General features: G+C 42.1%; 25 protein-coding genes. 11 read left to right on the top strand and 14 right to left on the bottom strand.

Annotated features, from left to right (window positions below; translation table 11 throughout):
- Positions 1-15: 15 nt before the first annotated feature.
- From FGU46_RS06570 to FGU46_RS06555, 4 genes are all read right to left on the bottom strand, one after another.
- A complete protein-coding gene (locus tag FGU46_RS06570; protein WP_286473013.1) occupies positions 16-459 on the bottom strand; it encodes a NifB/NifX family molybdenum-iron cluster-binding protein in 444 nt (147 codons plus the stop codon).
- A 2-nt stretch (positions 460-461) separates the two neighbouring features.
- Positions 462-1,313, bottom strand: a complete 852-nt coding sequence (locus tag FGU46_RS06565; protein WP_286473010.1) for an Mrp/NBP35 family ATP-binding protein — start codon at positions 1,311-1,313, stop codon at positions 462-464.
- A gap of 143 nt (positions 1,314-1,456) precedes the next feature.
- A complete protein-coding gene (locus tag FGU46_RS06560; protein ID WP_286473007.1) occupies positions 1,457-1,825 on the bottom strand; it encodes a NifB/NifX family molybdenum-iron cluster-binding protein in 369 nt (122 codons plus the stop codon).
- Between the two features lie 12 nt (positions 1,826-1,837).
- On the bottom strand, positions 1,838-2,185 hold the full coding sequence (locus FGU46_RS06555) for a hypothetical protein (protein WP_286473006.1): 348 nt from the start codon (positions 2,183-2,185) through the stop codon (positions 1,838-1,840).
- Between the two features lie 95 nt (positions 2,186-2,280).
- Here FGU46_RS06555 and FGU46_RS06550 point away from each other — a divergent pair, with 95 nt between their 5' ends.
- Complete coding sequence (locus FGU46_RS06550; protein WP_286473004.1) at positions 2,281-2,871, top strand: DUF134 domain-containing protein; 591 nt, start codon at positions 2,281-2,283, stop codon at positions 2,869-2,871.
- A gap of 246 nt (positions 2,872-3,117) precedes the next feature.
- Here the strand turns inward: FGU46_RS06550 and FGU46_RS06545 are convergent, their stop codons facing one another.
- The 3 genes from FGU46_RS06545 to FGU46_RS06535 all read right to left on the bottom strand — a co-directional run bounded on the left by FGU46_RS06545 (position 3,118) and on the right by FGU46_RS06535 (position 5,717).
- Positions 3,118-4,191, bottom strand: coding sequence for a metallophosphoesterase (locus tag FGU46_RS06545; RefSeq protein ID WP_286473001.1), 1,074 nt, complete (start codon positions 4,189-4,191; stop codon positions 3,118-3,120).
- Between the two features lie 66 nt (positions 4,192-4,257).
- A complete protein-coding gene (locus tag FGU46_RS06540; RefSeq protein ID WP_286472995.1) occupies positions 4,258-5,211 on the bottom strand; it encodes a methanogenesis marker 7 protein in 954 nt (317 codons plus the stop codon).
- Positions 5,196-5,717 (bottom strand): hypothetical protein, encoded by a 522-nt coding sequence (locus tag FGU46_RS06535; protein ID WP_286472991.1) that lies wholly within the window; start codon positions 5,715-5,717, stop codon positions 5,196-5,198. The genes FGU46_RS06540 and FGU46_RS06535 overlap by 16 nt, the downstream gene beginning before the upstream one ends.
- Before the next feature lie 259 nt (positions 5,718-5,976).
- On the opposite strand from FGU46_RS06535, the gene FGU46_RS06530 reads away from it, so the two are divergent.
- The 4 genes from FGU46_RS06530 to FGU46_RS06515 all read left to right on the top strand — a co-directional run bounded on the left by FGU46_RS06530 (position 5,977) and on the right by FGU46_RS06515 (position 8,411).
- On the top strand, positions 5,977-6,186 hold the full coding sequence (locus tag FGU46_RS06530) for a TRAM domain-containing protein (RefSeq protein WP_286472990.1): 210 nt from the start codon (positions 5,977-5,979) through the stop codon (positions 6,184-6,186).
- Between the two features lie 43 nt (positions 6,187-6,229).
- The gene (gene comB, locus FGU46_RS06525; RefSeq protein WP_286472987.1) at positions 6,230-6,901 is read left to right on the top strand and encodes a 2-phosphosulfolactate phosphatase; all 672 of its coding nucleotides are present in this window, start codon (positions 6,230-6,232) and stop codon (positions 6,899-6,901) included.
- A 4-nt stretch (positions 6,902-6,905) separates the two neighbouring features.
- Positions 6,906-8,066 carry a TraB/GumN family protein gene (locus FGU46_RS06520; protein ID WP_286472986.1) on the top strand — a complete coding sequence of 387 codons (1,161 nt, stop codon included), beginning with the start codon at positions 6,906-6,908 and terminating at the stop codon, positions 8,064-8,066.
- 126 nt (positions 8,067-8,192) lie between these two features.
- Positions 8,193-8,411 carry a DUF1922 domain-containing protein gene (locus tag FGU46_RS06515; protein WP_286472984.1) on the top strand — a complete coding sequence of 73 codons (219 nt, stop codon included), beginning with the start codon at positions 8,193-8,195 and terminating at the stop codon, positions 8,409-8,411.
- 102 nt (positions 8,412-8,513) lie between these two features.
- Here FGU46_RS06515 and FGU46_RS06510 read toward each other — a convergent pair whose 3' ends face one another.
- Positions 8,514-9,371, bottom strand: coding sequence for a TIGR00269 family protein (locus FGU46_RS06510; RefSeq protein WP_286472981.1), 858 nt, complete (start codon positions 9,369-9,371; stop codon positions 8,514-8,516).
- Between the two features lie 35 nt (positions 9,372-9,406).
- Between FGU46_RS06510 and FGU46_RS06505 the strand changes: the two genes are divergently transcribed.
- Positions 9,407-9,706, top strand: coding sequence for an MTH1187 family thiamine-binding protein (locus FGU46_RS06505; protein ID WP_286472976.1), 300 nt, complete (start codon positions 9,407-9,409; stop codon positions 9,704-9,706).
- Positions 9,707-10,214: 508 nt separating this feature from the next.
- Here FGU46_RS06505 and FGU46_RS06500 read toward each other — a convergent pair.
- Together FGU46_RS06500 and FGU46_RS06495 are read right to left on the bottom strand one after the other, a co-directional pair.
- The gene (locus tag FGU46_RS06500) at positions 10,215-11,309 is read right to left on the bottom strand and encodes a DegT/DnrJ/EryC1/StrS family aminotransferase (RefSeq protein ID WP_286472974.1); all 1,095 of its coding nucleotides are present in this window, start codon (positions 11,307-11,309) and stop codon (positions 10,215-10,217) included.
- Between the two features lie 185 nt (positions 11,310-11,494).
- Positions 11,495-12,415 (bottom strand): CPBP family intramembrane glutamic endopeptidase, encoded by a 921-nt coding sequence (locus FGU46_RS06495; RefSeq protein ID WP_286472969.1) that lies wholly within the window; start codon positions 12,413-12,415, stop codon positions 11,495-11,497.
- 99 nt (positions 12,416-12,514) lie between these two features.
- Here FGU46_RS06495 and FGU46_RS06490 point away from each other — a divergent pair, with 99 nt between their 5' ends.
- Positions 12,515-13,690, top strand: coding sequence for a tRNA (guanine(10)-N(2))-dimethyltransferase (locus FGU46_RS06490; protein WP_286472968.1), 1,176 nt, complete (start codon positions 12,515-12,517; stop codon positions 13,688-13,690).
- Between the two features lie 101 nt (positions 13,691-13,791).
- Here the strand turns inward: FGU46_RS06490 and FGU46_RS06485 are convergent, their stop codons facing one another.
- Entirely contained in the window at positions 13,792-14,481 is a 690-nt protein-coding gene (locus tag FGU46_RS06485; protein ID WP_286472967.1) for a hypothetical protein, read from the bottom strand.
- 598 nt (positions 14,482-15,079) lie between these two features.
- Between FGU46_RS06485 and FGU46_RS06480 the strand changes: the two genes are divergently transcribed.
- A complete protein-coding gene (locus FGU46_RS06480) occupies positions 15,080-15,754 on the top strand; it encodes a DUF4013 domain-containing protein (RefSeq protein WP_286472961.1) in 675 nt (224 codons plus the stop codon).
- 217 nt (positions 15,755-15,971) lie between these two features.
- Here the strand turns inward: FGU46_RS06480 and FGU46_RS06475 are convergent, their stop codons facing one another.
- Positions 15,972-17,837 carry a glutamate synthase-related protein gene (locus FGU46_RS06475; RefSeq protein ID WP_286472958.1) on the bottom strand — a complete coding sequence of 622 codons (1,866 nt, stop codon included), beginning with the start codon at positions 17,835-17,837 and terminating at the stop codon, positions 15,972-15,974.
- A complete protein-coding gene (locus FGU46_RS06470) occupies positions 17,838-18,485 on the bottom strand; it encodes a GltB/FmdC/FwdC-like GXGXG domain-containing protein (protein ID WP_286472917.1) in 648 nt (215 codons plus the stop codon). It abuts the gene before it with no gap.
- 149 nt (positions 18,486-18,634) lie between these two features.
- On the opposite strand from FGU46_RS06470, the gene FGU46_RS06465 reads away from it, so the two are divergent.
- Positions 18,635-19,201 carry a winged helix-turn-helix domain-containing protein gene (locus FGU46_RS06465; RefSeq protein ID WP_286472914.1) on the top strand — a complete coding sequence of 189 codons (567 nt, stop codon included), beginning with the start codon at positions 18,635-18,637 and terminating at the stop codon, positions 19,199-19,201.
- 81 nt (positions 19,202-19,282) lie between these two features.
- Here the strand turns inward: FGU46_RS06465 and FGU46_RS06460 are convergent, their stop codons facing one another.
- Positions 19,283-19,504: a hypothetical protein gene (locus FGU46_RS06460; RefSeq protein ID WP_286472913.1), complete on the bottom strand. Its 222-nt coding sequence runs from the start codon at positions 19,502-19,504 to the stop codon at positions 19,283-19,285.
- Between the two features lie 132 nt (positions 19,505-19,636).
- Here FGU46_RS06460 and FGU46_RS06455 point away from each other — a divergent pair, with 132 nt between their 5' ends.
- Together FGU46_RS06455 and FGU46_RS06450 are read left to right on the top strand one after the other, a co-directional pair.
- Entirely contained in the window at positions 19,637-20,116 is a 480-nt protein-coding gene (locus tag FGU46_RS06455; RefSeq protein WP_286472911.1) for an Lrp/AsnC family transcriptional regulator, read from the top strand.
- 71 nt (positions 20,117-20,187) lie between these two features.
- Positions 20,188-21,213 (top strand): histone deacetylase family protein, encoded by a 1,026-nt coding sequence (locus tag FGU46_RS06450; RefSeq protein WP_286472909.1) that lies wholly within the window; start codon positions 20,188-20,190, stop codon positions 21,211-21,213.
- Position 21,214: the final 1 nt, after the last annotated feature.

Below are 21,214 nucleotides of genomic sequence, written 5' to 3'. Positions count from 1 at the left end.
TTGCATCCTCAACTATCAGAATCGTCGGCCACCACCGCGGCCGCCTCGACCACCACCTCGTCCGGCACCCATTCCCGCACCCATTCCAGCGCCATCACGACCCCTATTTTCTGGGCCTGGTACCGTAATTTCCTCCAGTTCCCCCTTCTTATAGAGTTTTAAGTTTTCTTCTACAGTACCGGGTTGGATTTCGTAAACTTTTATGTTAAAGCGTCTTAACACTTCAAAGGCGTTGGGACCTACCGCCCCAGAAATCACTACCTTGGTCTTCTCTTCGGCCAGTAATTGAGCCGCCTGAATTCCCGCACCTCCACCAGCAGTCATAGCCGGATTGTTTAAGACCTTAACTTCCTGAATTTCATCATTCACGTCGGCTAGGATAAAATACGGGCACCTGCCAAATACGGGACTGGCACCGGAATCTAAATTTTCTCCAGTAGCCGCAACAGCTATTTTCATATTCAATCACTCCTCTTTTTTATATGTTCTTCGATTTTGTCCACAATTTCCATTATTCTCTGCGAGAATAAAGAATTATTATTTTGGGTAATGATGTGCATGTCTTCATCTGAATCAGAGACATTTCCGAGGTCTATGGGCAATTTTCCCAGGAAAGGAATCTCCATCTTAGTGGCAATCCTCTCTCCACCGCCACTGCCAAAAATAAAACTCTCTTCACCACATTTAGGGCATACAAATCCAGCCATATTTTCTATAATCCCAATCACCGGGATGTTTAATGATTTGGCCATGGACACACACTTCTCAACATCTTCCAGAGCCACCGGGGAGGGTGTGGTGACAATCACAATCCCGTCCAAGAATGGTATGGACTGTAAAACCGTCAGGGGCTCATCTCCCGTGCCAGGAGGGTTGTCCACAATCAACAGATCCAGTTCATCCCAGGCTACATGCCCCAGGAATTGCCTTAAGGCGCCGGTCTTCTTGGGACCCCTCCATATTACGGGAGAATCTTTTGAGGGTAGTAAAAATGCTACCGACATGACCTTGATGTTCTCTTTGGTTAATACTGGTAAAATTCCTCTTTCATCAGCATCAAGATGTTTTCCCTCCACTCCCAACATCAGGGGGACATTGGGGCCGTGGAAATCAGCATCTAAAATACCAGTATGATAACCCTTCTGATTGAATGCTACGGCCAGATTTACAGAAACGGTGGATTTACCAACCCCACCTTTCCCACTCATAACAGCAATTTTATGCTTTATTTGGGCCATATTTTTCGTGATAGCAATATCTTCTTCCATAATTGCTATTTTACGTTCATTTTCTTTATTTTCATCAGACTCCATTTTTCCACTTCAACCTACTTATTAAATGAAAAGCTTTCCAATTATCAGATAGGCTCATAATATGAATTATTCCGATATTCTGCTGAAAATTCATCCTTTCTCAGTAAATTCTATTTCAGGATTGGCATCTTTCAGTATTGGTATCAATGACCACCACTACAGCCAGCACTATCATCGGCTAAATTCAACATTCCACTTTGTAATTGTTCAAATGCGTTTTCAACCGTGCCTGATGCCCCAACATAAACAACAATTCCTTTTTCTCCCAGCATCCGGATGGCTTTGGAACCAAGATTTCCACATAATAATATGTTGGCTTTGGTGTTGGCCACCGCCTCGGCAGGAGTCATGGTACCTCCCGCATGCCTTCCTAAGCTTTCCACTATCTCTATATCTTTAATTTCATCATTTTCAAAAGTAATTAATGCAAAGTAAGGTGTTTTTCCAAAGTGTTGGGAAATAGGAGATGAAATACCTTGATTATCCATTATGGGGACACATATAACAGTCATAGTCATCTCTCCTTAATTGGCACCACACAATGGTGCGCCACACTCTGGGCAGTTTGATGTCCTACAGGGGACTCCGGGAGTTTTTACCGTTTCGTATCCACACTGAGTACACTTACATTTACTGGGAGGTCCGGCACCAATGCCCGATCCACCATATCCCCTTCTTCTTCCTTGCCCTGGCTGTCCTACTGGTCTTTGTGGGTTATCCCCAGCACTTATAGTGTTAATATCTTCAGATCCACAGTCAGGACACTTTGTATAGGTTTTTTGAGGACTGTGCCATTCAAATCCGCATTTATTGCATTTGTAGCTCTTTTTATCAGCCATATGATCCACTCCAAATTCAGTTCTAACGTACATAACTATTATGAATATATATTCATAACTACTATATAAAGTTTGAATTTTTCCAAATGGCCGAATGTTTATAAACATTTTTGAATATATATTCGCTTATGTCAAGACCCAGAAGGTTAAGGAGGATATTGGAAGAACCTCAAATTCGCTGTTTCAAACCTGAAGGTACCAATATGGATTCTTTAGAGTCTGTAAAAATAACAATAGACGAATTCGAAGCAATAAGGCTCCGAGACTATCATAATATCCAGCAGAAAAGATCTGCAGAGGTAATGGGAATTTCGCAACCCACCTTTCACCGGATATTGAGTTCTGCCCGTAAGAAGATATCTAAAGCTTTAATAGAGGGAACCCCCATTACCATCATCGGAGATGATTTTATAACAGACAAAGAACGGTACATATGCGCCATATGTGGATTTAAATGGTTGAATTCTGGAAAAGAATATCATAATTGTCCTGACTGTCAGTCTGAAGATATAAAACTTATTAATGATGATCTTCACCCCGAAAGAACCGACCCAACATTGATTCTAAGAAAATCCTATGGTGGCCAAGGAATGGGAGCCGGCCCACCCCTAGTTTGTAAATGCCCGAACTGTGGATATGAATCTCGCAAAAAACGGGGAGTCCCCTGTAAAAATACCACATGCCCCCAATGTGAAACTCCCCTGTGTGGAGTGAATTAGGTTTAATCCTTTCTTTTCAACTCTTCGAATTAAATTCAATACTTTAGTGGCTTTTTGTAAATAAGACGTTTTAAACCTTAAATAACCTTAAATAGGTATAAAAAGTGATATAAATGTATAAAATAATGTTAACCGTGCTAACGTTGTGTGTAATAATAGTAGTGACTATTCTAAATCCAGCGAAGAATAATTAGAATACAGAGATTATATTAAGAATCCCGAGAGTATTCAGAAAATTCATATCCATCAAATTGGCTTCAGAAGCAGCAAAGTCACCTCACAACGAGACCCCCACCGCATAGGTGGGCCCCAGGTCCCAGTTCCTGGTGAAACATGTAAAAAAGAACTGCCATTATTATAAAATCCACCTAAATAGGGGAATCTTAATTTTACCAGGAAATTGAAGGGAAAAAACTGGCCTTGATGAGTGTGGCCGGAAAGTTGCAGATCCACACCGGCCGCTCTGGCCACATCAAAATCATCAGGCAAGTGATAGAGAAGTATTGTGGGTTTATTTTTGTCAATCTCCAATTCATCTAGTGTATTTTTAAGATATCCACTGTGGTAGGAGTAATCTACACCCACCACCTGCAGTTCACCAAATTGCACCACTTTGTTGCGCAACAATTGAATTGGAGTGAGGGATATGGCGTTGCAAACCTCACTTAAGCCCTGAAAGTAGTCATGATTTCCTGGAGTAAAGAAAACCGGGGATTTAAACTGGTTAAGTGCTTTTATGATCCTCTCATCTATCTGGGAACTGCCATCGAACAGGTCCCCGGTTATGAATACTACGTCCGGATTTAGTCGGTTGCACTTTGCAACTACATCCCCCAGGAAAGAATGGTTCCTAATAGGGCCCAGGTGAACATCACTCAACTGAACTACCCGCATTTCCCGGCTTAAACCCGGTAAAGGAAGGCTAAATTCTTTAATTTTTAACCAAAATGCATTATAGATTGAAAACCCACTGACTAAGGCCGTTGAAGAGACAATTACTGCTCCGGCCAGCATGGTGGGTAACTCATAAAATAGGCCAAGTATCTGATATATTACAATACCCCACAGTAAAAAGAATGAAACCCCTACCCAGGAGGCAGCCAGGGTATAGAATATGCCGCTGAGCCGGTCCGACAGGATACGTTCCAAAACTGCAGCAACAGGGTAAAATAGCGCTGATAAAACTACCAGAAGGTAAAAATACCCGTTTACGGGTAAAACAAACAGATTACTCAGAGTATGAAGAATGTAGTAATTCAGGATCAGAAGTCCCAGGAAAAAAACGGACACAAACCCAGCGACCTGTAAAATCCTTTTCATGGTGTCCTCAATGGTTTTAGATTGTTAGTACCAATCTTAGATCGCTCCCGATCTTAAGGAACGTTATCATTTAGCCGTGACTTTTTGGGATGATTCCTGTTCCAAAGGTTCCACCAAGGAGGTTTCAGATAAAAGCTTGACCAGTATGTAGTTGTACATGAAAGAACGCTTTATATCTGCTATATCACCTAAGCGATAATCTTGAACCATTAGATTTTCAATTTCTTCGTGATACTGGTCATAATCCAGTTTGACCCGGACTCCGTCCAACTGACTTACCACTGGCGCCGGAGAATAAACCTTCTTAATGGCCGAAACTTGGTTTTCTATCTCAGTTTTAACCAGTATAGAGGGAACAATAGGAGGATCATCGCCCATATCCATTCTCCGGTTATTGATTATTTCCTCCACCACTTCCGCCAGTTTCTTAAGGGCACGGATATTTTCTCCTCTTTTTAAACGTCGGGGTATTCTTCCCAAGCCACTCACGTAGGCATCTGCACCGGGAATATCATCGACATCAATTTCTGGAGCCCCGGTCACCACTACCGGTATTTCCAGATCCTCAAATAAATGTGTTTTTTTGAGTATGCACTCCCGGAAACTTCCCAGGGCAAATACCGCCAGGTCATGTTCCTCTATGAGCCTTTTTTCCTCTTCCGATATATTTGATATACCCTTACCAGCCCCTCTCTTCAGACCGATCATATTATCCTTGGCTCCAAATCGCCGTAAATATTCGGAGATGTCACAGGCTGAATGAGGGAGGTGCTGCCGGGCCAGGGTGGGTGAGACTATGGCCAGTTCAGTGCCAGCCATGGGGGCCAGCCGTACCTTTCCCAATAGTTCTTTAGCCTTTTCTTGAACTTTTTCCACATCTTCCAAAGGAACAGCCAGGGTTAATACCAGGTCCATTTGACTGACGGTTTCCTGAAGTACAAACCCACCAAGATCCTCAATAAGCTCATTCATCTCCTCATGCTTGTGTACTCCGCCAGTATAAGTTAAAGTCTCGTACATAATCTTTTCTCCAGGATACTGTACCTCATGTGAGCTCTTTCCAGAGGGTCAATGGGCGCGTTCTTATGGGAGGGAATCTCAATCGCCCTATCCCCTGCAGCTTTGATTTCAGTAGATATTTTTTTACGAAGATAATCAGGATATACCATGAAATCGGCCTGATCTTCCACCAGGGTGAAACCCATGTCAGCAACTATCTCTTTAAGAAAAATAGAGTAAACCTTAACTTTTATTTTTTTCCTTTCCTCCCCTTTTATTGGGATATAATGGTCCAGGTTAAATTTAAGAGGAGATGTTCCCATTTTATCAGCCAGATGCTGAATACTATCCTTTATCTGGGTGAAAGTGTTTAATTTGACCTTCAATGAAGGTTTAGTGGTTTTTGTCTCCCATAATACCACCGCCAAATCGGCATCAGTGGAATCGGGATCACTGGAAACTATGAAATCAGGTACTCCGGCCAGTACTACAACCCCCCTGCACATGGGTGTGGTGACAACTTTCATGATAGATCAACAGATGGCACACTATATATATTATTCAGGGAGTTTAATTGGAAATATCATAATTTTATTCAGGGAGTTATCTGGGAATATCATAATGTCATAATATAACTTCCTTGGATCCTGGCAAAACAAGCCTTATGTAGCCTAAAAATAGGAAATAATAGCATTTAGACACCTTACAACAATATTTATATACAATAATAGAAAGATCAGTCCTTATCAAGATCAAATTATCTTGGTCTTCAGGGTGTGATTTGAATTGTACGGTGAAGATGAAACTCAACAGACCGCCCCCATTGCAGAGGGCGAAGAGTATGAAGTTAAAATTGAAGATGTAGGTAAGGAAGGCGACGGGATAACCCGTGTCCAGGGTTTCGTAGTCTTCGTACCGGACACTAAAGTTGGTGAGGAAGTCAAAATCAGAATTACTTCAGTTAGAAGACGATTTGCTTTTGCTGAGAAAATATAACAAAAAACTTTTTTTTCCTAAACTTTCTATTTTTGGTGTACCCATGTATGTTTCCCTAACTTTAGAGAATTCGTATTCTGAAGATGTTTCTATAATGGTGGATGTACTTCGTGCCAGTACCACCATCACAGTGGCTCTGGAAAGCTTTGAAGAAATCATCCCGGTCCTAGAAATAGATGAGGCTTTAAGTCTAGCTTCCCATCAAGAGGCCATCCTGGCTGGAGAAAGGGAAGGGGCAACTGTGAAAGGATTCGACACTGGAAATTCCCCCGTTGAAATCAAGAAGTTCCAGGGAAAAACCCTGATCCTGACTACCAGCAATGGCACCCGCATACTGGGAAGTATGAAGGGCATCCCCATGATAGGATCATTTATTAACGCTAAGTCTGTAGCCAGGAAGGCCCTAGAACAAGCTAATAACCATATTGAAGTGGTTATGGCTGGTGTAAACGGCAGATTTGCAATTGAAGACTTTTTAGGTGCAGGAGCAATAATTTCGCACCTGCAAAGCAGTTGCACCCTAGATGAAATGGCGTTGGCTTCTGTCTTAGCCAGTGCTGACATTGAAAAAATAGAAAAAACGGTTCATGAATCTTTATCCGCGGCCAATCTCCGCCAACTGGGCTTTGAGAAGGACATCAAGTTCTGCCTGAAACGAGATGCCTCTGACTTAGTTCCAGTTTACCAGAATGGGGTCATTGAAGCCCAGAAGTGAAAAAATGCCACCAGAAAAGCTTAAGATTATAGGAACTGCCCACGTGTCCCAACCCAGCGTGGAAGAGGTTAGAACAGCCATACTGGAGGGTGAACCAGACGTAGTGGCTGTGGAACTGGACCCCAACCGTTATCATAATCTGATGAACGAAAAAAATGGGGTTAATGAAGAGAATAAGAAGCCCAAAATTAGTGAAATTATCAAAGGGAATAATTTAACCCTCTTTTTGGTGAGTGCCTTTTTATCCTATTTCCAGAAAAAGATCGGGGACGACCTTGGTGTGAAGCCGGGTGCAGAAATGATAGTGGCCATTGAATCTGCAGAACAGGTAGGTGCCAAAATAGCCCTAATAGACCGCGATATTCAAATAACCCTGCAAAGGGCTTTGAATCAAATGAGCCTGTGGGAGAAATTGAAATTTTTCTACGGGATTCTGGGATCATTTTTCAGCAAGGATGATGAACTGGAGGACTTGGAAAGTATTAAAGAGGGAGATGCTCTGGCGGAGGTCATGGAATATTTCCAGAAAATGTCCCCTAAGGCGTATCAAGTTTTGGTGAAGGAAAGAGATGCTTACATGGCGCAGATGCTACTCAATCAGGAAGGTGATGTGGTAGCAGTGGTGGGAGCTGGCCACCAGGAAGGAATCCAGCACTACTTGGAACATCCCCAGGAAATACCTCCCCTATACCAGCTAAACCAGATTAAAAAAACCGGATTTCCGGTGGGCAAGTTAATATTATTTCTAATACCCGTAATTATCATCATAATCTTCTTACTGGCATTTCTAAAGGGGATCAACATCCAGATGAACCTTTTACACTTTGTACTCTTGACAGGAGGACTTTCATTTGCAGGTTCCCTCCTGGCCGGATCCAGACTCCTATCCGCAGTGGTTGCCTTTTTGGTGGCCCCCATCACCTCCATCCACCCCCTTCTATCCGCGGGATGGTTCGCCGGAATAGCTGAGGCCAAGTTAAGGGGAGCCTCAATGGATGATCTCGGGGGGTTGGGTAAATGTGAGAGCTTCAAAGAACTATTGGGAAACCGTTTATTCCGGGTGCTCCTGGTAGTAGTGGGTGCCAATATTGGCTGCACAATCGGGACCCTACTATCCATCTCTAACGTTATATTACCTCTGTTTAATCAGTTGATTGGCTTTTAGACCTATAATATCCTTCACAGTTGTGTTGCTCAATCTATTTTAAGGTGATAATCCTATCAATCATCATTGATTAAAAGAGATCCAGTGATTGAAGATCTTTGTAAAAAATAGCTATAGGCCAATATCATGTACATTATCTTCCGATGCACTTGTGGACGTGTGAATTACTCTAAAACTGGTTTTAAAACAAAAAAATGTGTTTGCGGTAAGAATCTTAAAGTTAGAGATATGCGGATCATCAAAAAAGCTCAGAATCATCAGGAAGCGTCAGAAATCGTGCAACAGTTACAGGAAGAGATTCATGGAGGGGCATATTTCACCACCGCCGATAAAGTTCAGAGATGAGTTTCCATCAATTTAACTCCTTAACTTAGGATAACTCCAGAGTTGGTCATGAAAATACACCTAACTTCACATTTCATCCTCCAATTATTGATCCCTCATTATTTAATCCCCCGTTATTTCTTCTCTTATTTCGCAGGCTTTGCATAGCAAGGATGATGATGGTTCACCACAACGTTGACATTCGTGAAGATCAGCCACCTTCAGCCGAGATTTTTTAAATTGGAAAGATTTCTGGAAGGATTTTAATAGATTCATCTTGGTTCCGGGACGTTTTTCTTCCAGCTGATTAAGAAAATTCTTCAAGTGAGATCGAAATGAAGTGTAAGCATAGGGACATTCCGCCATGTGAACCTCAAGGTCATTTAATACCGCCCAGAGGCCCACCTGTTTCTCATGAATCTCCCATAAAGGTTTGATGCGGGGTATCATCCGGGGATGGATACGGTCCAGTTTTGGTCCGAATTTAGCAAAACGTCGGGTGTCGGCACGAGCAAAACTCATTAAAAATGATTGAACCTCATCATCCAGGTTATGACCCGTGGCCAGCTTGTCTGCCCCTAAATCACTGGCAGTCTGGTTTAACAGGTAACGCCGGAAAACTCCACAGGGAATGCAGGCGGTATGATGAAAATTAGCTGCCTGATCCAGGGTGATGTCCATTTCTTCTTTTAGCGACTTTTCTAAAAGTTCTATTCCCAATTTACTAGCATGCAAACGTGCTATATGCAGCCCGTCAGCCCGGTAACCGGATATGCCCTCATCAATGGCTATGGCCACCAGTTCAAAGTTAAATTTTTCTTTAAAACCATGAAGGGCATATAAAGTTAGTACGCTGTCTTTTCCACCGGAAAGGGCTACAGCAACCTTATCATCAGGACCTATAAGTGAATAATCTGTTATCACCTTTTCTATCCTATTAAAAAGGTCCTGGTTGAAGACTTCCCGGTCCAGGGATCTCATAAATGATATATGGGCTAGTTAACATAAATAAAACTATGATATGCGCGGAACTGACCATAATCCCCATAGGAACCTCTGAAACCAGCCTGAGTGGTTATATTGCTGCGGCAGTATCTGCACTGGAAGAAACTGGTATAACATATGAATTAAGTGGAATGGGGACTCAACTGGAAAGCGAAGATCCCGATGAACTCTTTGATGCTATTAAAAAGGCCCATGAAGCCGTTTTTCTGAAGGGAGTTCTTAGGGTGGCTACCAGCATAAAAATAGACGACCGTCGGGATGCGGATAAAGGACTATCCCAGAAGGTTATGGCCGTTAAAGAGAAACTTTAGATATAATCATTTCTTAGGCCTTTAAGATACCTTTAAGATAGTTAATTGATATTAATTCCATCGGCCTAAGTTAAAGTATATGTTATTATTTCATACTGATAAAAAAATTCATAAAAAGCGTCTAAGATTTCTCCTTTAACCCTTATTTAGTACTTACCTAGATGAAAATATAAAATCTCAATAAGGTATTAAGTATTACATCGTCTTAAATCCCACCAAATATTTCTAAAATTGTCCAATCATAACCATTTTTTAGTATTCATTTACCAAGTCACCCAGTTTCCTTTGAAATATAAAAAAGTTTAGATCAAGAGGTTCATGCAATATTCATGGTCCATGCTTGCTCAATCGAAAAGTATTTATACAAATTTAACATTGAGTAATAATTGCCTATTACTTAAAGGCATCATGCTGGAGGAATTCCATTCGTGATTATCCAATAATCACCCCCCCCAAAGGAGCTCCTCCATGCATTTTTTAAAATACATTCCTTAATTTTGCGTAATTTTTAAAACAGCTTATCTCCCGCTTCCGATAGTACGCTGACTATTTTCTCAACATCCTCAACGCTTAAATTGGGATGTACAGGTATGGATAAGACTTCATGAGCCGCTTTTTCGGCTTCCGGACAATCAGCATCAAAATTCAAGTCCTGATATAATTTCTGTTGGTATATGGGTATTGGGTAATGGATTCCAGTTCCGATACCGTTTCCACTCAGAAAATTCATGAATTCATCCCTTTTACCTCCACCCACCCGTATAGTGTACTGGTGGAACACGTGTCTTACCCCCTCCAGGACATGAGGATGTTCTATACCCGGTATTTCCTTTATGTGTTCGGTTAAATATTCAGCATTTTCTAAACGCCTTTCATTGAAATCATCCAGCTTCTCCAGTTGCACCAAACCAATGGCTGCCGCTATGTCAGTCATACGAAAGTTGTAGCCTAGAACCACGTGGCTGTAACGTTCTTTCTCACCGTGAGCTCTTAATATCCTAGCACTATCGGCTATTTCCTGATTATTCGTGGTTATGATCCCCCCTTCGCTGGTGGTCATGTTTTTGGTAGGGTAAAAACTGAAACACCCCATATCACCCAGGGATCCTGTCTTTTTATTATTATAAAGGGCCCCATGAGCCTGGGCCGCGTCTTCAATCACCATCAGATCATTATCCCCGGCTACACGGTTTATCTTATCCATCTGAGCTGGCTGCCCATAGAGATGTACCGGTAAGATAGCCCTGGTTTCATCGGTGATGGCTTCTTCTATTTTAGAAGGATCTAAATTGTAAGTTAGGGGGTTTATGTCTACAAAAACCGGACAAGCCCCAACGTATAATGCACAATTACCTGTGGCGGCGAAACTGAAAGGAGTGGTTATTACCTCGTCACCTTTTCCTATTCCTGCCGCCAGCATGGCCAGATGCAGGGCGGTGGTGCCTGAACTTGTCGCTACGGCATGATCCACACCTACATATTCCGCAAATTTTTCCTCAAATTCGGCCACCCGTGGACCCTGGGCTATCATTCCTGATTTTAATACTTTAACCACTTCTTCTATTTCTTTTTCGCCAATTAGGGGTTTAGCAATGGGTATCATGATATCACTCAAATTTAATCAAACTCCCTTTACAGAGATTTTAAAACGTTAAGGGAAAAAAATACATAATTGTCGGTTTTTTGGATACATACATTCTAATTCTTTGCCTTAAAAAATGTTTCATGAAGTTAAAATTTAGGGCCTGTGAACCTATTGCGTCTTATTATCGTAACTAAATCCATAATCTACTTAGCTCCGAAGATTTCCCCTAATTTCCTCATCTGATTCCAGTATAGGACCACTAACATTAAAATTACTGCTAGAATCAGGAACGGTATACCTGTAAATGGATTGGAAGCGGGTGCGGTGATGAGTGAAGGTAGTCCTGGCAGGCCGGAGTCTGCAGAGTTAAATATCAATGCCACGAAGAGGTTGTTTACGATATGTACTCCCATGGCGGTCTCCAGGCCATTATCGGCCAAGGCAATGATCCCCAGCATTAGACCAATAAGGAAAGTAGAAACCACTATGGACAGGCTCTGATCGAGGTTAGCTCCATTGAAAAAATGTACCAGCCCAAATAGGGTTGATGTGAGCAGTAAGGGAATGATGGGCCTTTCGGAGATGAGACTAATGCCCTGCATCAGGTACCCCCTGAATAGTAATTCCTCAAAGGAAGCCTGTACCGGGAAGACCAATGCACTTAAACCCAGCAGTAGATAAAAGGCTTCAAAGTTTAGGGACACCTGGTATGCGCCAGGATTGAGTAAAAAATCTGGGAAACTCAGTAATGAGAGTATCACGAACCATATGAAGCCCCCCTTTAATAACATCCTCCAACGAAATCCCACCCCATAGTTTACCAGCATTTTAAAGTTCTTATGATGCAAAAACCGTACAAAAAGGTAGAAAAGAAAGAATGATACGGCGTAGGTAACTCCGGTAATGAGAATTATAAATAGCGGGTTGTTGATGGAGATTAGAGTATTTATCATATCCGGGCTAATTACCGGGTAATTAAGAACAGTGTAAATAACTACTATAAGCGCTATTATTAGTCCTGCGGCTATGCTCGCCAGCCCTAATGAACCTAATAGGGTGAAAAGATATCTCCACCAGTTGTTTTTTCCGGTTTTTGCATTTTCCAGGTAGAGTGAATGGAACATGAAACAACTCCTAAACTAATTAATATTACTCACATTATAATTACTCTTAATAGGCGTATAATGGAAACATTATAAGATGGATGTTTTGAGGTTTAATTTATGGATCATGTGCTTATAAATGAGGGACAGGTGAAAATCAGGATCCCCCCCTTCGAGAAAGTATCCTCCCGGGCTCCGGTTTTTTACAATCCGGTTATGGAATTAAACCGGGATCTGTCGGTGCTGGCCATTCAGCAATTTAAATCCGAAATAGAGAAGGGTTTAAGTATCTGTGATGCCTTTGGAGGTAGTGGTATCAGAGGAATACGCTACGCGAAAGAGGTTTCAGGGGTAGAAGGGGTGGTGATAAACGATGTCAATCCCCGGGCAGTGGCCCTGGCCAGGGATAATTCCCTAAAAAATGGTTTAAACAACATCACTGTCTGTCAGAAGGATGCTAACCTGATTCTACGTCTTTGTAAGGGCAAATTCAACGTGGTAGATATTGATCCCTTTGGAACTCCCTCTCCTTTCATAGACTCGGCTGCAGTAAACCTTCCTCGGAATAGTATGCTGGCTGTGACTGCCACCGACACTTCGGCCCTGTGTGGCACCTACCCGGAACCCTGTATCAGGAAGTACGGCTCTAAACCACTTAAAACTGAGTATTGTCATGAAAATGGTTTGAGGATACTGGCCGGGTTTTTATCGCTGTCTTTTGCCCGGTATAAGAAGTTTTTAACCTTCAAGTTCTCCCATAGCACTGAACATTACCTGCGTATCTATGCCACCATCAGTAAAGGGGCTAAAAAAACTGATAAATCCCTGAATAATATGGGTTACATTGCCTACTGTCCCCGCTGCCTTAACCGTCAGGTCTTTTATGGTATGGCTCCCCTTGTTGATGCCAGATGCCCTCGCTGTGAACATTCCCTGCGGGTGGCTGGTCCCCTGTGGTGTGGGGATATACAGGATTCTGATTTTATATCAGGAATGATTGAAAAAAGTGAAAAATTAGTCTTAAATCGCCGAAAAGATGCCATGAAACTTTTAAAACTCTGTAAAGCAGAGTCAAAGGCACCCCCTACTTTTTATGAAATTCACACCATCTGCAGTAAGCTTAAAATAAGTGCACCCCCCCTGATGGAGTTGTTAGATCTACTCAAAGCTGCGGGTTACATGGCTTCTCCCACCCATTTCACACCCACGGGGATAAAAACCTCCGCCCCACTGGAACTGGTGGAGGAACTGATTGAAGAACTGGTTGAACGCCGTAATATTAATGCTGAGGCTTAGTATATAAAAATATAATGCAGGGAAATATCTAATCCTTGCAGGGAATATCCAGTCCCCCGGATACAATCCCTAAATACTCCATAAGTTCTCTTATTTTTTCTTTATTCGTAGTCCAGCATGCCTTCGGTGTAATAATACTGAAGTTCCGAGGCATGTAGCCATTCGTAGGTACGATAGGGCAGACTCAGATAGGGCTGTATCATTCCCTTTACGATGTAGTAGTAAGCAGCGAATCGCCCGTACTCATACCAGCAGATCTGGACGTATAATGGGAATCCACATCCCTGGTTGATAATGGGGTTGCCTGCCCGGGCAGTTCCATGGTAAACCATGGGTATGGGGCCTTGTTGACCTTTCTGTCTGGCTATTTTTTTAACGTAAGCCATGGCCTCGTCGTAGTCATCAAATACTTTACCATCCGCTTTGTACTGCCACCGGTCCTTGGGTATGCCGTATATGAACGTCTGTAGAACGTCATTCCAATCTATATCCGTTTTAGCCCGGTTAACCTTATCTACAAATGCCAATTCAATTATGGTGACGTTGTTCTCGGTGTAGTGCCGGTAGTTCGAATCTCCAGCATAGTGCACTACCAGGACACATTTAGATCCCCTCTGTTGACCATACTGGGCTAAGACTTCAGAGTGAGGATGGCCCGGGAACATGTCCGGATTAGCGAATTTAACAAATCCCAGTCTTCCCACCGGGTCCACTGGACCTAAAAGGGCTGAGAAGAATAGGAACACTCCAAATATGGCCAGGAGGATTACTACGATGAATTGCCATTTCAATATATTTCACCTATTAATGATATTAAAGCTTATTTTCAATTTTAAGATCATAGCAAGTTTTTTTCCACTGCTATACATAATATTGACTATTGAATTTGTACTTCAAGTCATGTGTTATCTACACTGCAGTATTTATATTATCCCAAACAATTTCTATCAAATCCCATTTCATCCTTTAGCTTTATCAAAGTATAATTTAGCAATTTATCTACGAATTAAGTAACTGGTGGGTTTTTATTAAACATTTAATTGTTCAAATCATTTAATAGCCCAATGAGAGATCAGGAAGCTTCTAGTAGATCAGTATAATTGCATCAGCAATGGACCCTGGATTATTTACAAAAAAATAATTGGAATATTAGATTATTTCAGTAATTTTATACATCTTTTAATCCAGATAGCAAAAATCTATTCTTCTTTGTTATAATTTAATTAGTTTTTTAAGCCGATAAATAATATGAAATTTTTAACACGATCTTCAGTTCTACAAACATTTCTTTCTAGGTCAAACTATTATTAAGTTTGAAAAACCGAAATTTTTATCCCTTAAGACCTTCATATTAACGTATTGTAAATAAACCCTTTGAGGTGAAACAAAATGAATGTTGGAGAAAACATAAGTGATTCTCTGCAATATCCCATTCAAGATTGGGTAAAGTTACTTATTTTGGGAATTATCCTGATAATCCCGATTGTAAACTTTATCGCCCTTGGATATTACTTAAGAATCATAAAATCAACTTTAGCTGGTATTGATGATATTCCAGATTTCGACGATGTTGGAGAACTATTTATTGATGGTCTAAAGATTTTAATTGTTGGTATAATTTACTCAATAATACCCCTAATCTTCTATCTGCTTGCATTTGTATTCGCAGGAACCGGAGATTTCAGTAATGTGGCATTTAACGGGATTGCACTGCTCTTCTTCATAATAGCAATTCTACTCGCTATAATCATAAGCATATTTGCTTATGTTGGTATCGCTAACATGGCCTACTACGATGGCGAGATCGGCGCAGCTTTGAGATACAGCGAAATACTCGACCGAATCAGAGCAATTGGATGGGGAAATTATATCATCTGGTGGATCGTGCTAATGGTAGTTCTAACCGTAATAGGACTTATCATTGGTCTGGTCGGAGGAATACTGATGTTCATTCTCATTGGTTTCCTTGTATTCTTATTAGGATACGGTTATCTACTGATGTTCCAAGGTAGATCCGTAGCTTTAATCTTTGCAGAAAGCGCAGAATACGAACCTGTGGAATAAAACCAGCAAAAAATCTATTTTTTTCTTTTTTTTATTATTTACCGTTTATTTTTTACCTTTTAATGTAAATTAGTACCTATAATTAAATAAATACGGATTAACTATTTAATATCCCACTAATGTCTTAAACAGCACACTAAGAGAGTCAATTCTCAATATAAAAATAATTTTTTCTTAAAAAATAAAAAAAAATGGGGAAAAATAAATTCCCTTCAATTTAAGTCCCGGTCAACCTTACACCAGTTATGGTGGCAGTATCCGAGTTCAAAGCCCGCAGATCATCTGGTTCGAACTTACGAACGTCATCATGACCGGCAAGCTGGGCCAGCATCTTGGTCTCCTCAGTCATGGATTTAATGTAGTTAGCCACCTTCATGGCCGCTACGTCTATATCCAGACGCTCACATAGGGTTGGATCCTGGGTGGCCACCCCCACAGGACATTTTCCAGTGTAACACATACGACAGGCTACACAGCCCATGGCGATCATGGCTCCGGTTCCGATGTAAGCTGCATCTGCTCCCAGGGCCATGGCCTTGGCCACGTCGGCACCACTGCGTATTCCACCAGTGATGATAAGGTCCACGGTGTCCTTCATTCCGATTTCCTCCAGGCCGTGTACCGCTTCCATCAGGGCCGCCAGGGTGGGTATTCCCGTGTGTTCGATAACCACTGCTGGTGCCGCCCCGGTTCCTCCTTCCATACCATCCACGGAGATCACGTCGGCTCCGGCTTCAGCCACCAGTTGCACATCCTCGTGTACTCTTCCTGGTCCTAATTTGACCACAATAGGTACTTGCCAGTCGGTTACTTCCCTTATCAGTTCGATGTGTTTGGCCAGGTCTCCGTCCTGGGTGGCATCCAGGAACCGAGCTGGACTAAGGGCATCGGTTCCTATGGGTATTCCCCTAATTTTAGCCACCTTGGGACTTACCTTTTCTGCTAAAAGGTGTCCTCCCATACCTGGCTTAGCCCCCTGACCTATCTTTACCTCAATGGCATCAGCCACGTTGAGATAGTCTGCTGAAACACCGAAACGTCCGGATGAGTATTGAACCATCAGTTTATCCGCATATTCCCTTTCTCGGGGCAGCATTCCTCCTTCTCCAGTGTTGGCACAGGATCCTACCAGAGAAGATCCCTTGGCCATGGCCAATTTACACTCCTCACTGAGAGCTCCGAAGGACATCCCGGCAATCAGAACCGGAGTCGCGAGTTCCAAGGGATTTTCAGCGTACCGACTTCCCAGAACCACTTTGGTGTTACAGGCTTCCCGGTATTTATCCACCGGTGCAATGGATGCCTGGGCAGGGAGTATGATTATGTCGTCAAAGTTTGGTAATCTGCGTTCGGTTCCAAAACCTCGCAATACATATTTTCCTGCCTTGGAAGTGTATCTTATATCGGCAATGGTCCTAGGATCCCATATACTTCCTGCTCCAGTTGGTATAAGTACTGGACAGGCTGCAGTGCACGATCCACACATTATACACTTGGTTTTATCAATTTCTGCATGGTCGCCCACAATTTCTATGGCGTTGGTGGGGCACACAATTTCGCAGGTTCCACAGAATACGCATAATCCCTGGGTTGCAATGGCCAGGTCATTAGAAGGTGACATAGCCCGAGTAGAAGAAGGTTTGGTGAGGTTGTTCTCGATTTCGAAACCTCTTTGCAAGCCTGTGGCAAACTCTTTAACATCAACCACTTCTAAACAGCCCTCAGAACATGATTTAACACAAGCTGGGATATCATTTTCTGATTGGAGGCACTGTTGCTCGCACTTCAGGATCTGGTCTTCGGTGTGGGTGATGCAGCCAATGGGACACATGAGCATACACAGCCGGCAGCCTACGCAGGAGTCCTGGTCAATATGAACAACATCGTTCTCCCGGTAGATGGCATCTCGGAAGCAACCGCGCATGCAGGATGGATTGATGCATTGCTGACACAGGATGGCCTGATATCCATCGGTCATCTTGTGTAGGAAGATGCTGCTTTCCCCGTTGACTTTAGCACAGGCTTCAACACAGTCATTACAGCCATCACACTTTTCAGAATTGGTTAAAAGGATCTGTTTCATTTAATTCCCCCCGTAGAAAGGTCTTAACTCTTTGGGTTCGATCTTTTTGAATCCGTCAATATCTGCTTCGATTTCGTATTGTGAGAATAATTTTGAGAGTTTGGACTTATCATCCTCATCCAGTTCATTAATGGCTCCGTTGGCACCGGTCTCAAAGTCTCCAGCCACATATATGGTGCCGCCAATCATCCAATCACCGGTATCCACACCGGCGTTTCCGGTGACGATAATATCCCCACTGAGCATGTACAGCCCCGCCAGGTTTCCCATATTACCGTCAATAATTATGGTTCCACCCTTATTGAGCTGACCTACCGCGTTTCCAGCATCACCATAAACTACTATAGTTCCGTTGTAAGTTCCAAATCCCACTCCGTCTTCAGCAGAACCCCTGACTATAATTTCTCCGGAGGTCATATTGTCGCCGACGTAACGACCTGTGCTACCATCAATTTCGATGAAGGCACCATTGTTAAGGGCCCCTACAAAGTCCCCCACATCTCCCCTTAGTAGTATATCTACGCCAGAGTTCAAACCTACAGCAATGGAATCCAATTTTCCAGGATTATCCAGGGTTATTCTGTATTTATCTTGAGCTAAAGCTTTCTTAATCTCCACATTCAACTGTCGAGTTGACAGATTCTCCACTGATATTAATTCTGATGCGCTCGTTATAATTCCCCCATTTTTGGTTAAGCCTAGGTAAATCCCACTTACTTATAAAGACAGCAGCTTCATGTAACTTTAGAAGTAGACAGTTATATAGTAAGATGATAAAATAAAATGTAGGTGTGCGCATGAAAACTCTTATAACTAATCTGCGAGGCCAGTGCCTTTTCAACGCATCAATGAAGACCCAACCGGATGGATTGATAAGTCTCCATGATAACAAAAAACAGAAGACTGAACTCGAATCTTTCCTGAAAGGTGGTGAAATAATAATTGAGAGCGAAGATATGCTGGAGTCCTGCCAGAAAATCGCTGATGTGATCAAAGGAGCACAAAAGCATGGCAAAGTGTTGGTGGCATTTGGCAGTGGAGAAATTGGGCCACTTTTAAATTTTGTAGCCAATCTGGAAGAAGTGGATGAACTATACACCTGTTACGGGAAGAAAATCATTAGACTCCCGATTTTAAAGATGGATTTATCCCAGACCCGACTCAGAATATTGGAACTCCTCTCCGAACAGGAGTTAAAGGCCGTGGAACTTGGAAAGATAATTGGCATATCCAGACCAATGGCCTACAAACACTTGAAGGTCCTGATTAATGGCGGTTTGGTGAAGAAATCTTCGCGAATGGAAAGATATGCCATCACCAAAACCGGCAGGTTAACAATCTATAGGCAAAGAACAAAAGATTAAAAAAAGAAGAGAAAATGAAGAGAAAGAAGAAAATGACTCATGAAGAGCCTATTATAATCTCTTATATGAGGTGATTGACCACTATTCCATGGGGTACTCGATGCGTAGTTTGTAATTGGCCCTATCACTTAAAAGCACAGTTCCCGGTAAGAAGTAATCCTCAAATATCTTTACCTTTCGGGTCATGCACGGATCTACATCTTCCTTGCTGTCATAAGAACTACACTCTAAATCATCGATAAGTCCTTTTTTAACCAGCGCTATGTACCTCATTCTGACAGTTTCATCGTTAAGGGGGTCCATTTTGTGATCACCTATTTAATACAATGTCAGAACTTATACTTAAAACCTTTCCAAGCTATAATAAAAATTGTATATTTATATATGATAGAAAGTATCATAATATAATCATTGTTCATATAAAGGTGAAATTGTATGAAAGAAAGTGGCCTACCGAATACAGTGAAAATTGATGATCTGGATCGTGACATAATCAGCATATTTAACGAAGACGGGAGAATCTCCTACCGAAAAATCGCTAAGAAACTGGACATATCCATTGGAACCGTACATAACCGCATGGAAAAACTCACCCAAAATGGGGTGATAAAGAAATTTGCACCGGTAATCGATCACCAAAAACTGGGCTATGACCTGACCACCATCATTGGAGTAAGGGTGACGGGCGGAGTCCTAAGAAACTGGGAAGATCGTACCGCCTACCACCACAACGTGCTATGCATGTATGACGTGACAGGGGAGTTCGATGCCATACTCATTGCCCGGTTCAAAGACACCAATGAACTGGATAACTTCATTAAAAAGCTCTTAAAAGAGCCAGATGTCCAAAGAACCTACACACAGACCGTTTTAAACATAGTGAAGGAAGATTTAAGCTCGATAAGGATGCTCTAATTTGGTAGCAACACTCCTTTAGTATGCTAAAAAATTAGACTTTCAAATTCATTAATTTGGGGAAGGTAAAAATGATGGCCCTGGTCTATTCACCAGAATACCTGGAACATAAAACCCCTAATCACCCTGAATCCCCAGACCGACTCAGCAAAATAATTAAAGGCCTGGAAGAAGCTGATTTAATAGGGAATATTCCCATTTTTGAGCCATATATGGCAAAAGAAGAAGATTTAGAGCGAGTGCATACTTCAGACCACGTCGAAAGAATTAGAACCTTCTGTGAACGCGGTGGCGGCTATCTTGACTTTGACACCTACGCCTCTCCTCAAAGCTATGAAATAGCCAAGCTAGCGGCTGGAGGGGCCATAAAAGCATCCGAACTTGTACTTAATGGATTCAGTAGTTCTTATGCGCTGGTAAGGCCACCCGGCCATCACGCTACAAGAGAACGTGCCATGGGTTTCTGTTTGTTTAATAATCTTGCGGTGGCCCTGGAATATCTACGAAAAGTTAGAAAGATTAAAAAATTTGTAATATTCGACTTCGATGTCCACTACGGTAACGGAACAGCCCATATATTTTATAACGATCCCGATGTCCTTTACATCTCTATTCACCAGGACCCACATACTATTTTCCCATCAGAAGGTTTCTTAGAAGAGATTGGTGAGGGGGCAGGAGAAGGTTTCAACCTTAACATTCCCCTATCTCCGGGTTCGGGGACATCCGACTACATATACATCCTCCAACGAATATTAAGACCAGTTTTTAAAGATTTTAATGCCGATTTTTATTTTTTTGATGTGGGTTTCGATGCTCACCGGGATGATCCATTATCCAGAATGCTTCTGGATGATGATTTTTATGAATGGATGGCCATGGAAATCTCAAATCAATCCCAGCCCCGGGTTCTGACCCTGGAGGGCGGTTACCATCTGGAGGCATTGAAGCGATGCAACCTGAAAATGATAAATATATTGAAGGAAGAAACACTAGAACATTCTCAAATTTCCCCTGAAATGTCCAGGGTTCAGGAGGAAACTAAAAACTTATTCAAACGCATAGAGGATAATTTTTCACCATTTTTTACATTCTGAG

Source organism: Methanobacterium sp. CWC-01 (assembly GCF_030323845.1).
Taxonomy (GTDB): Archaea; Methanobacteriota; Methanobacteria; order Methanobacteriales; family Methanobacteriaceae; genus Methanobacterium; species Methanobacterium aridiramus.
The sequence above is the reverse complement of the archived record's forward strand: the minus strand, read 5'-3'. Positions and strand labels throughout refer to the sequence as shown.

Excerpts from the sequence above, each read along its gene's own strand:
- FGU46_RS06490 (WP_286472968.1), top strand. The coding sequence starts at position 12,515 with ATGGATCATGTGCTTATAAATGAGGGACAGGTGAAAATCAGGATCCCC.
- FGU46_RS06520 (WP_286472986.1), top strand. The coding sequence starts at position 6,906 with ATGCCACCAGAAAAGCTTAAGATTATAGGAACTGCCCACGTGTCCCAA.
- FGU46_RS06460 (WP_286472913.1), bottom strand. The coding sequence starts at position 19,504 with ATGGACCCCCTTAACGATGAAACTGTCAGAATGAGGTACATAGCGCTG.
- FGU46_RS06545 (WP_286473001.1), bottom strand. The coding sequence starts at position 4,191 with ATGAAAAGGATTTTACAGGTCGCTGGGTTTGTGTCCGTTTTTTTCCTG.
- FGU46_RS06540 (WP_286472995.1), bottom strand. The coding sequence starts at position 5,211 with ATGTACGAGACTTTAACTTATACTGGCGGAGTACACAAGCATGAGGAG.
- FGU46_RS06500 (WP_286472974.1), bottom strand. The coding sequence starts at position 11,309 with ATGATACCCATTGCTAAACCCCTAATTGGCGAAAAAGAAATAGAAGAA.
- FGU46_RS06555 (WP_286473006.1), bottom strand. The coding sequence starts at position 2,185 with ATGTACGTTAGAACTGAATTTGGAGTGGATCATATGGCTGATAAAAAG.
- FGU46_RS06505 (WP_286472976.1), top strand. The coding sequence starts at position 9,407 with ATGATATGCGCGGAACTGACCATAATCCCCATAGGAACCTCTGAAACC.
- FGU46_RS06450 (WP_286472909.1), top strand. The coding sequence starts at position 20,188 with ATGATGGCCCTGGTCTATTCACCAGAATACCTGGAACATAAAACCCCT.
- FGU46_RS06495 (WP_286472969.1), bottom strand. The coding sequence starts at position 12,415 with ATGTTCCATTCACTCTACCTGGAAAATGCAAAAACCGGAAAAAACAAC.
- FGU46_RS06510 (WP_286472981.1), bottom strand. The coding sequence starts at position 9,371 with ATGAGATCCCTGGACCGGGAAGTCTTCAACCAGGACCTTTTTAATAGG.
- FGU46_RS06455 (WP_286472911.1), top strand. The coding sequence starts at position 19,637 with ATGAAAGAAAGTGGCCTACCGAATACAGTGAAAATTGATGATCTGGAT.
- FGU46_RS06570 (WP_286473013.1), bottom strand. The coding sequence starts at position 459 with ATGAAAATAGCTGTTGCGGCTACTGGAGAAAATTTAGATTCCGGTGCC.
- FGU46_RS06475 (WP_286472958.1), bottom strand. The coding sequence starts at position 17,837 with ATGAAACAGATCCTTTTAACCAATTCTGAAAAGTGTGATGGCTGTAAT.
- FGU46_RS06465 (WP_286472914.1), top strand. The coding sequence starts at position 18,635 with ATGAAAACTCTTATAACTAATCTGCGAGGCCAGTGCCTTTTCAACGCA.
- FGU46_RS06535 (WP_286472991.1), bottom strand. The coding sequence starts at position 5,717 with ATGAAAGTTGTCACCACACCCATGTGCAGGGGGGTTGTAGTACTGGCC.
- FGU46_RS06550 (WP_286473004.1), top strand. The coding sequence starts at position 2,281 with ATGTCAAGACCCAGAAGGTTAAGGAGGATATTGGAAGAACCTCAAATT.
- FGU46_RS06480 (WP_286472961.1), top strand. The coding sequence starts at position 15,080 with ATGAATGTTGGAGAAAACATAAGTGATTCTCTGCAATATCCCATTCAA.
- FGU46_RS06515 (WP_286472984.1), top strand. The coding sequence starts at position 8,193 with ATGTACATTATCTTCCGATGCACTTGTGGACGTGTGAATTACTCTAAA.
- FGU46_RS06560 (WP_286473007.1), bottom strand. The coding sequence starts at position 1,825 with ATGACTGTTATATGTGTCCCCATAATGGATAATCAAGGTATTTCATCT.
- comB (WP_286472987.1), top strand. The coding sequence starts at position 6,230 with ATGTATGTTTCCCTAACTTTAGAGAATTCGTATTCTGAAGATGTTTCT.
- FGU46_RS06565 (WP_286473010.1), bottom strand. The coding sequence starts at position 1,313 with ATGGAGTCTGATGAAAATAAAGAAAATGAACGTAAAATAGCAATTATG.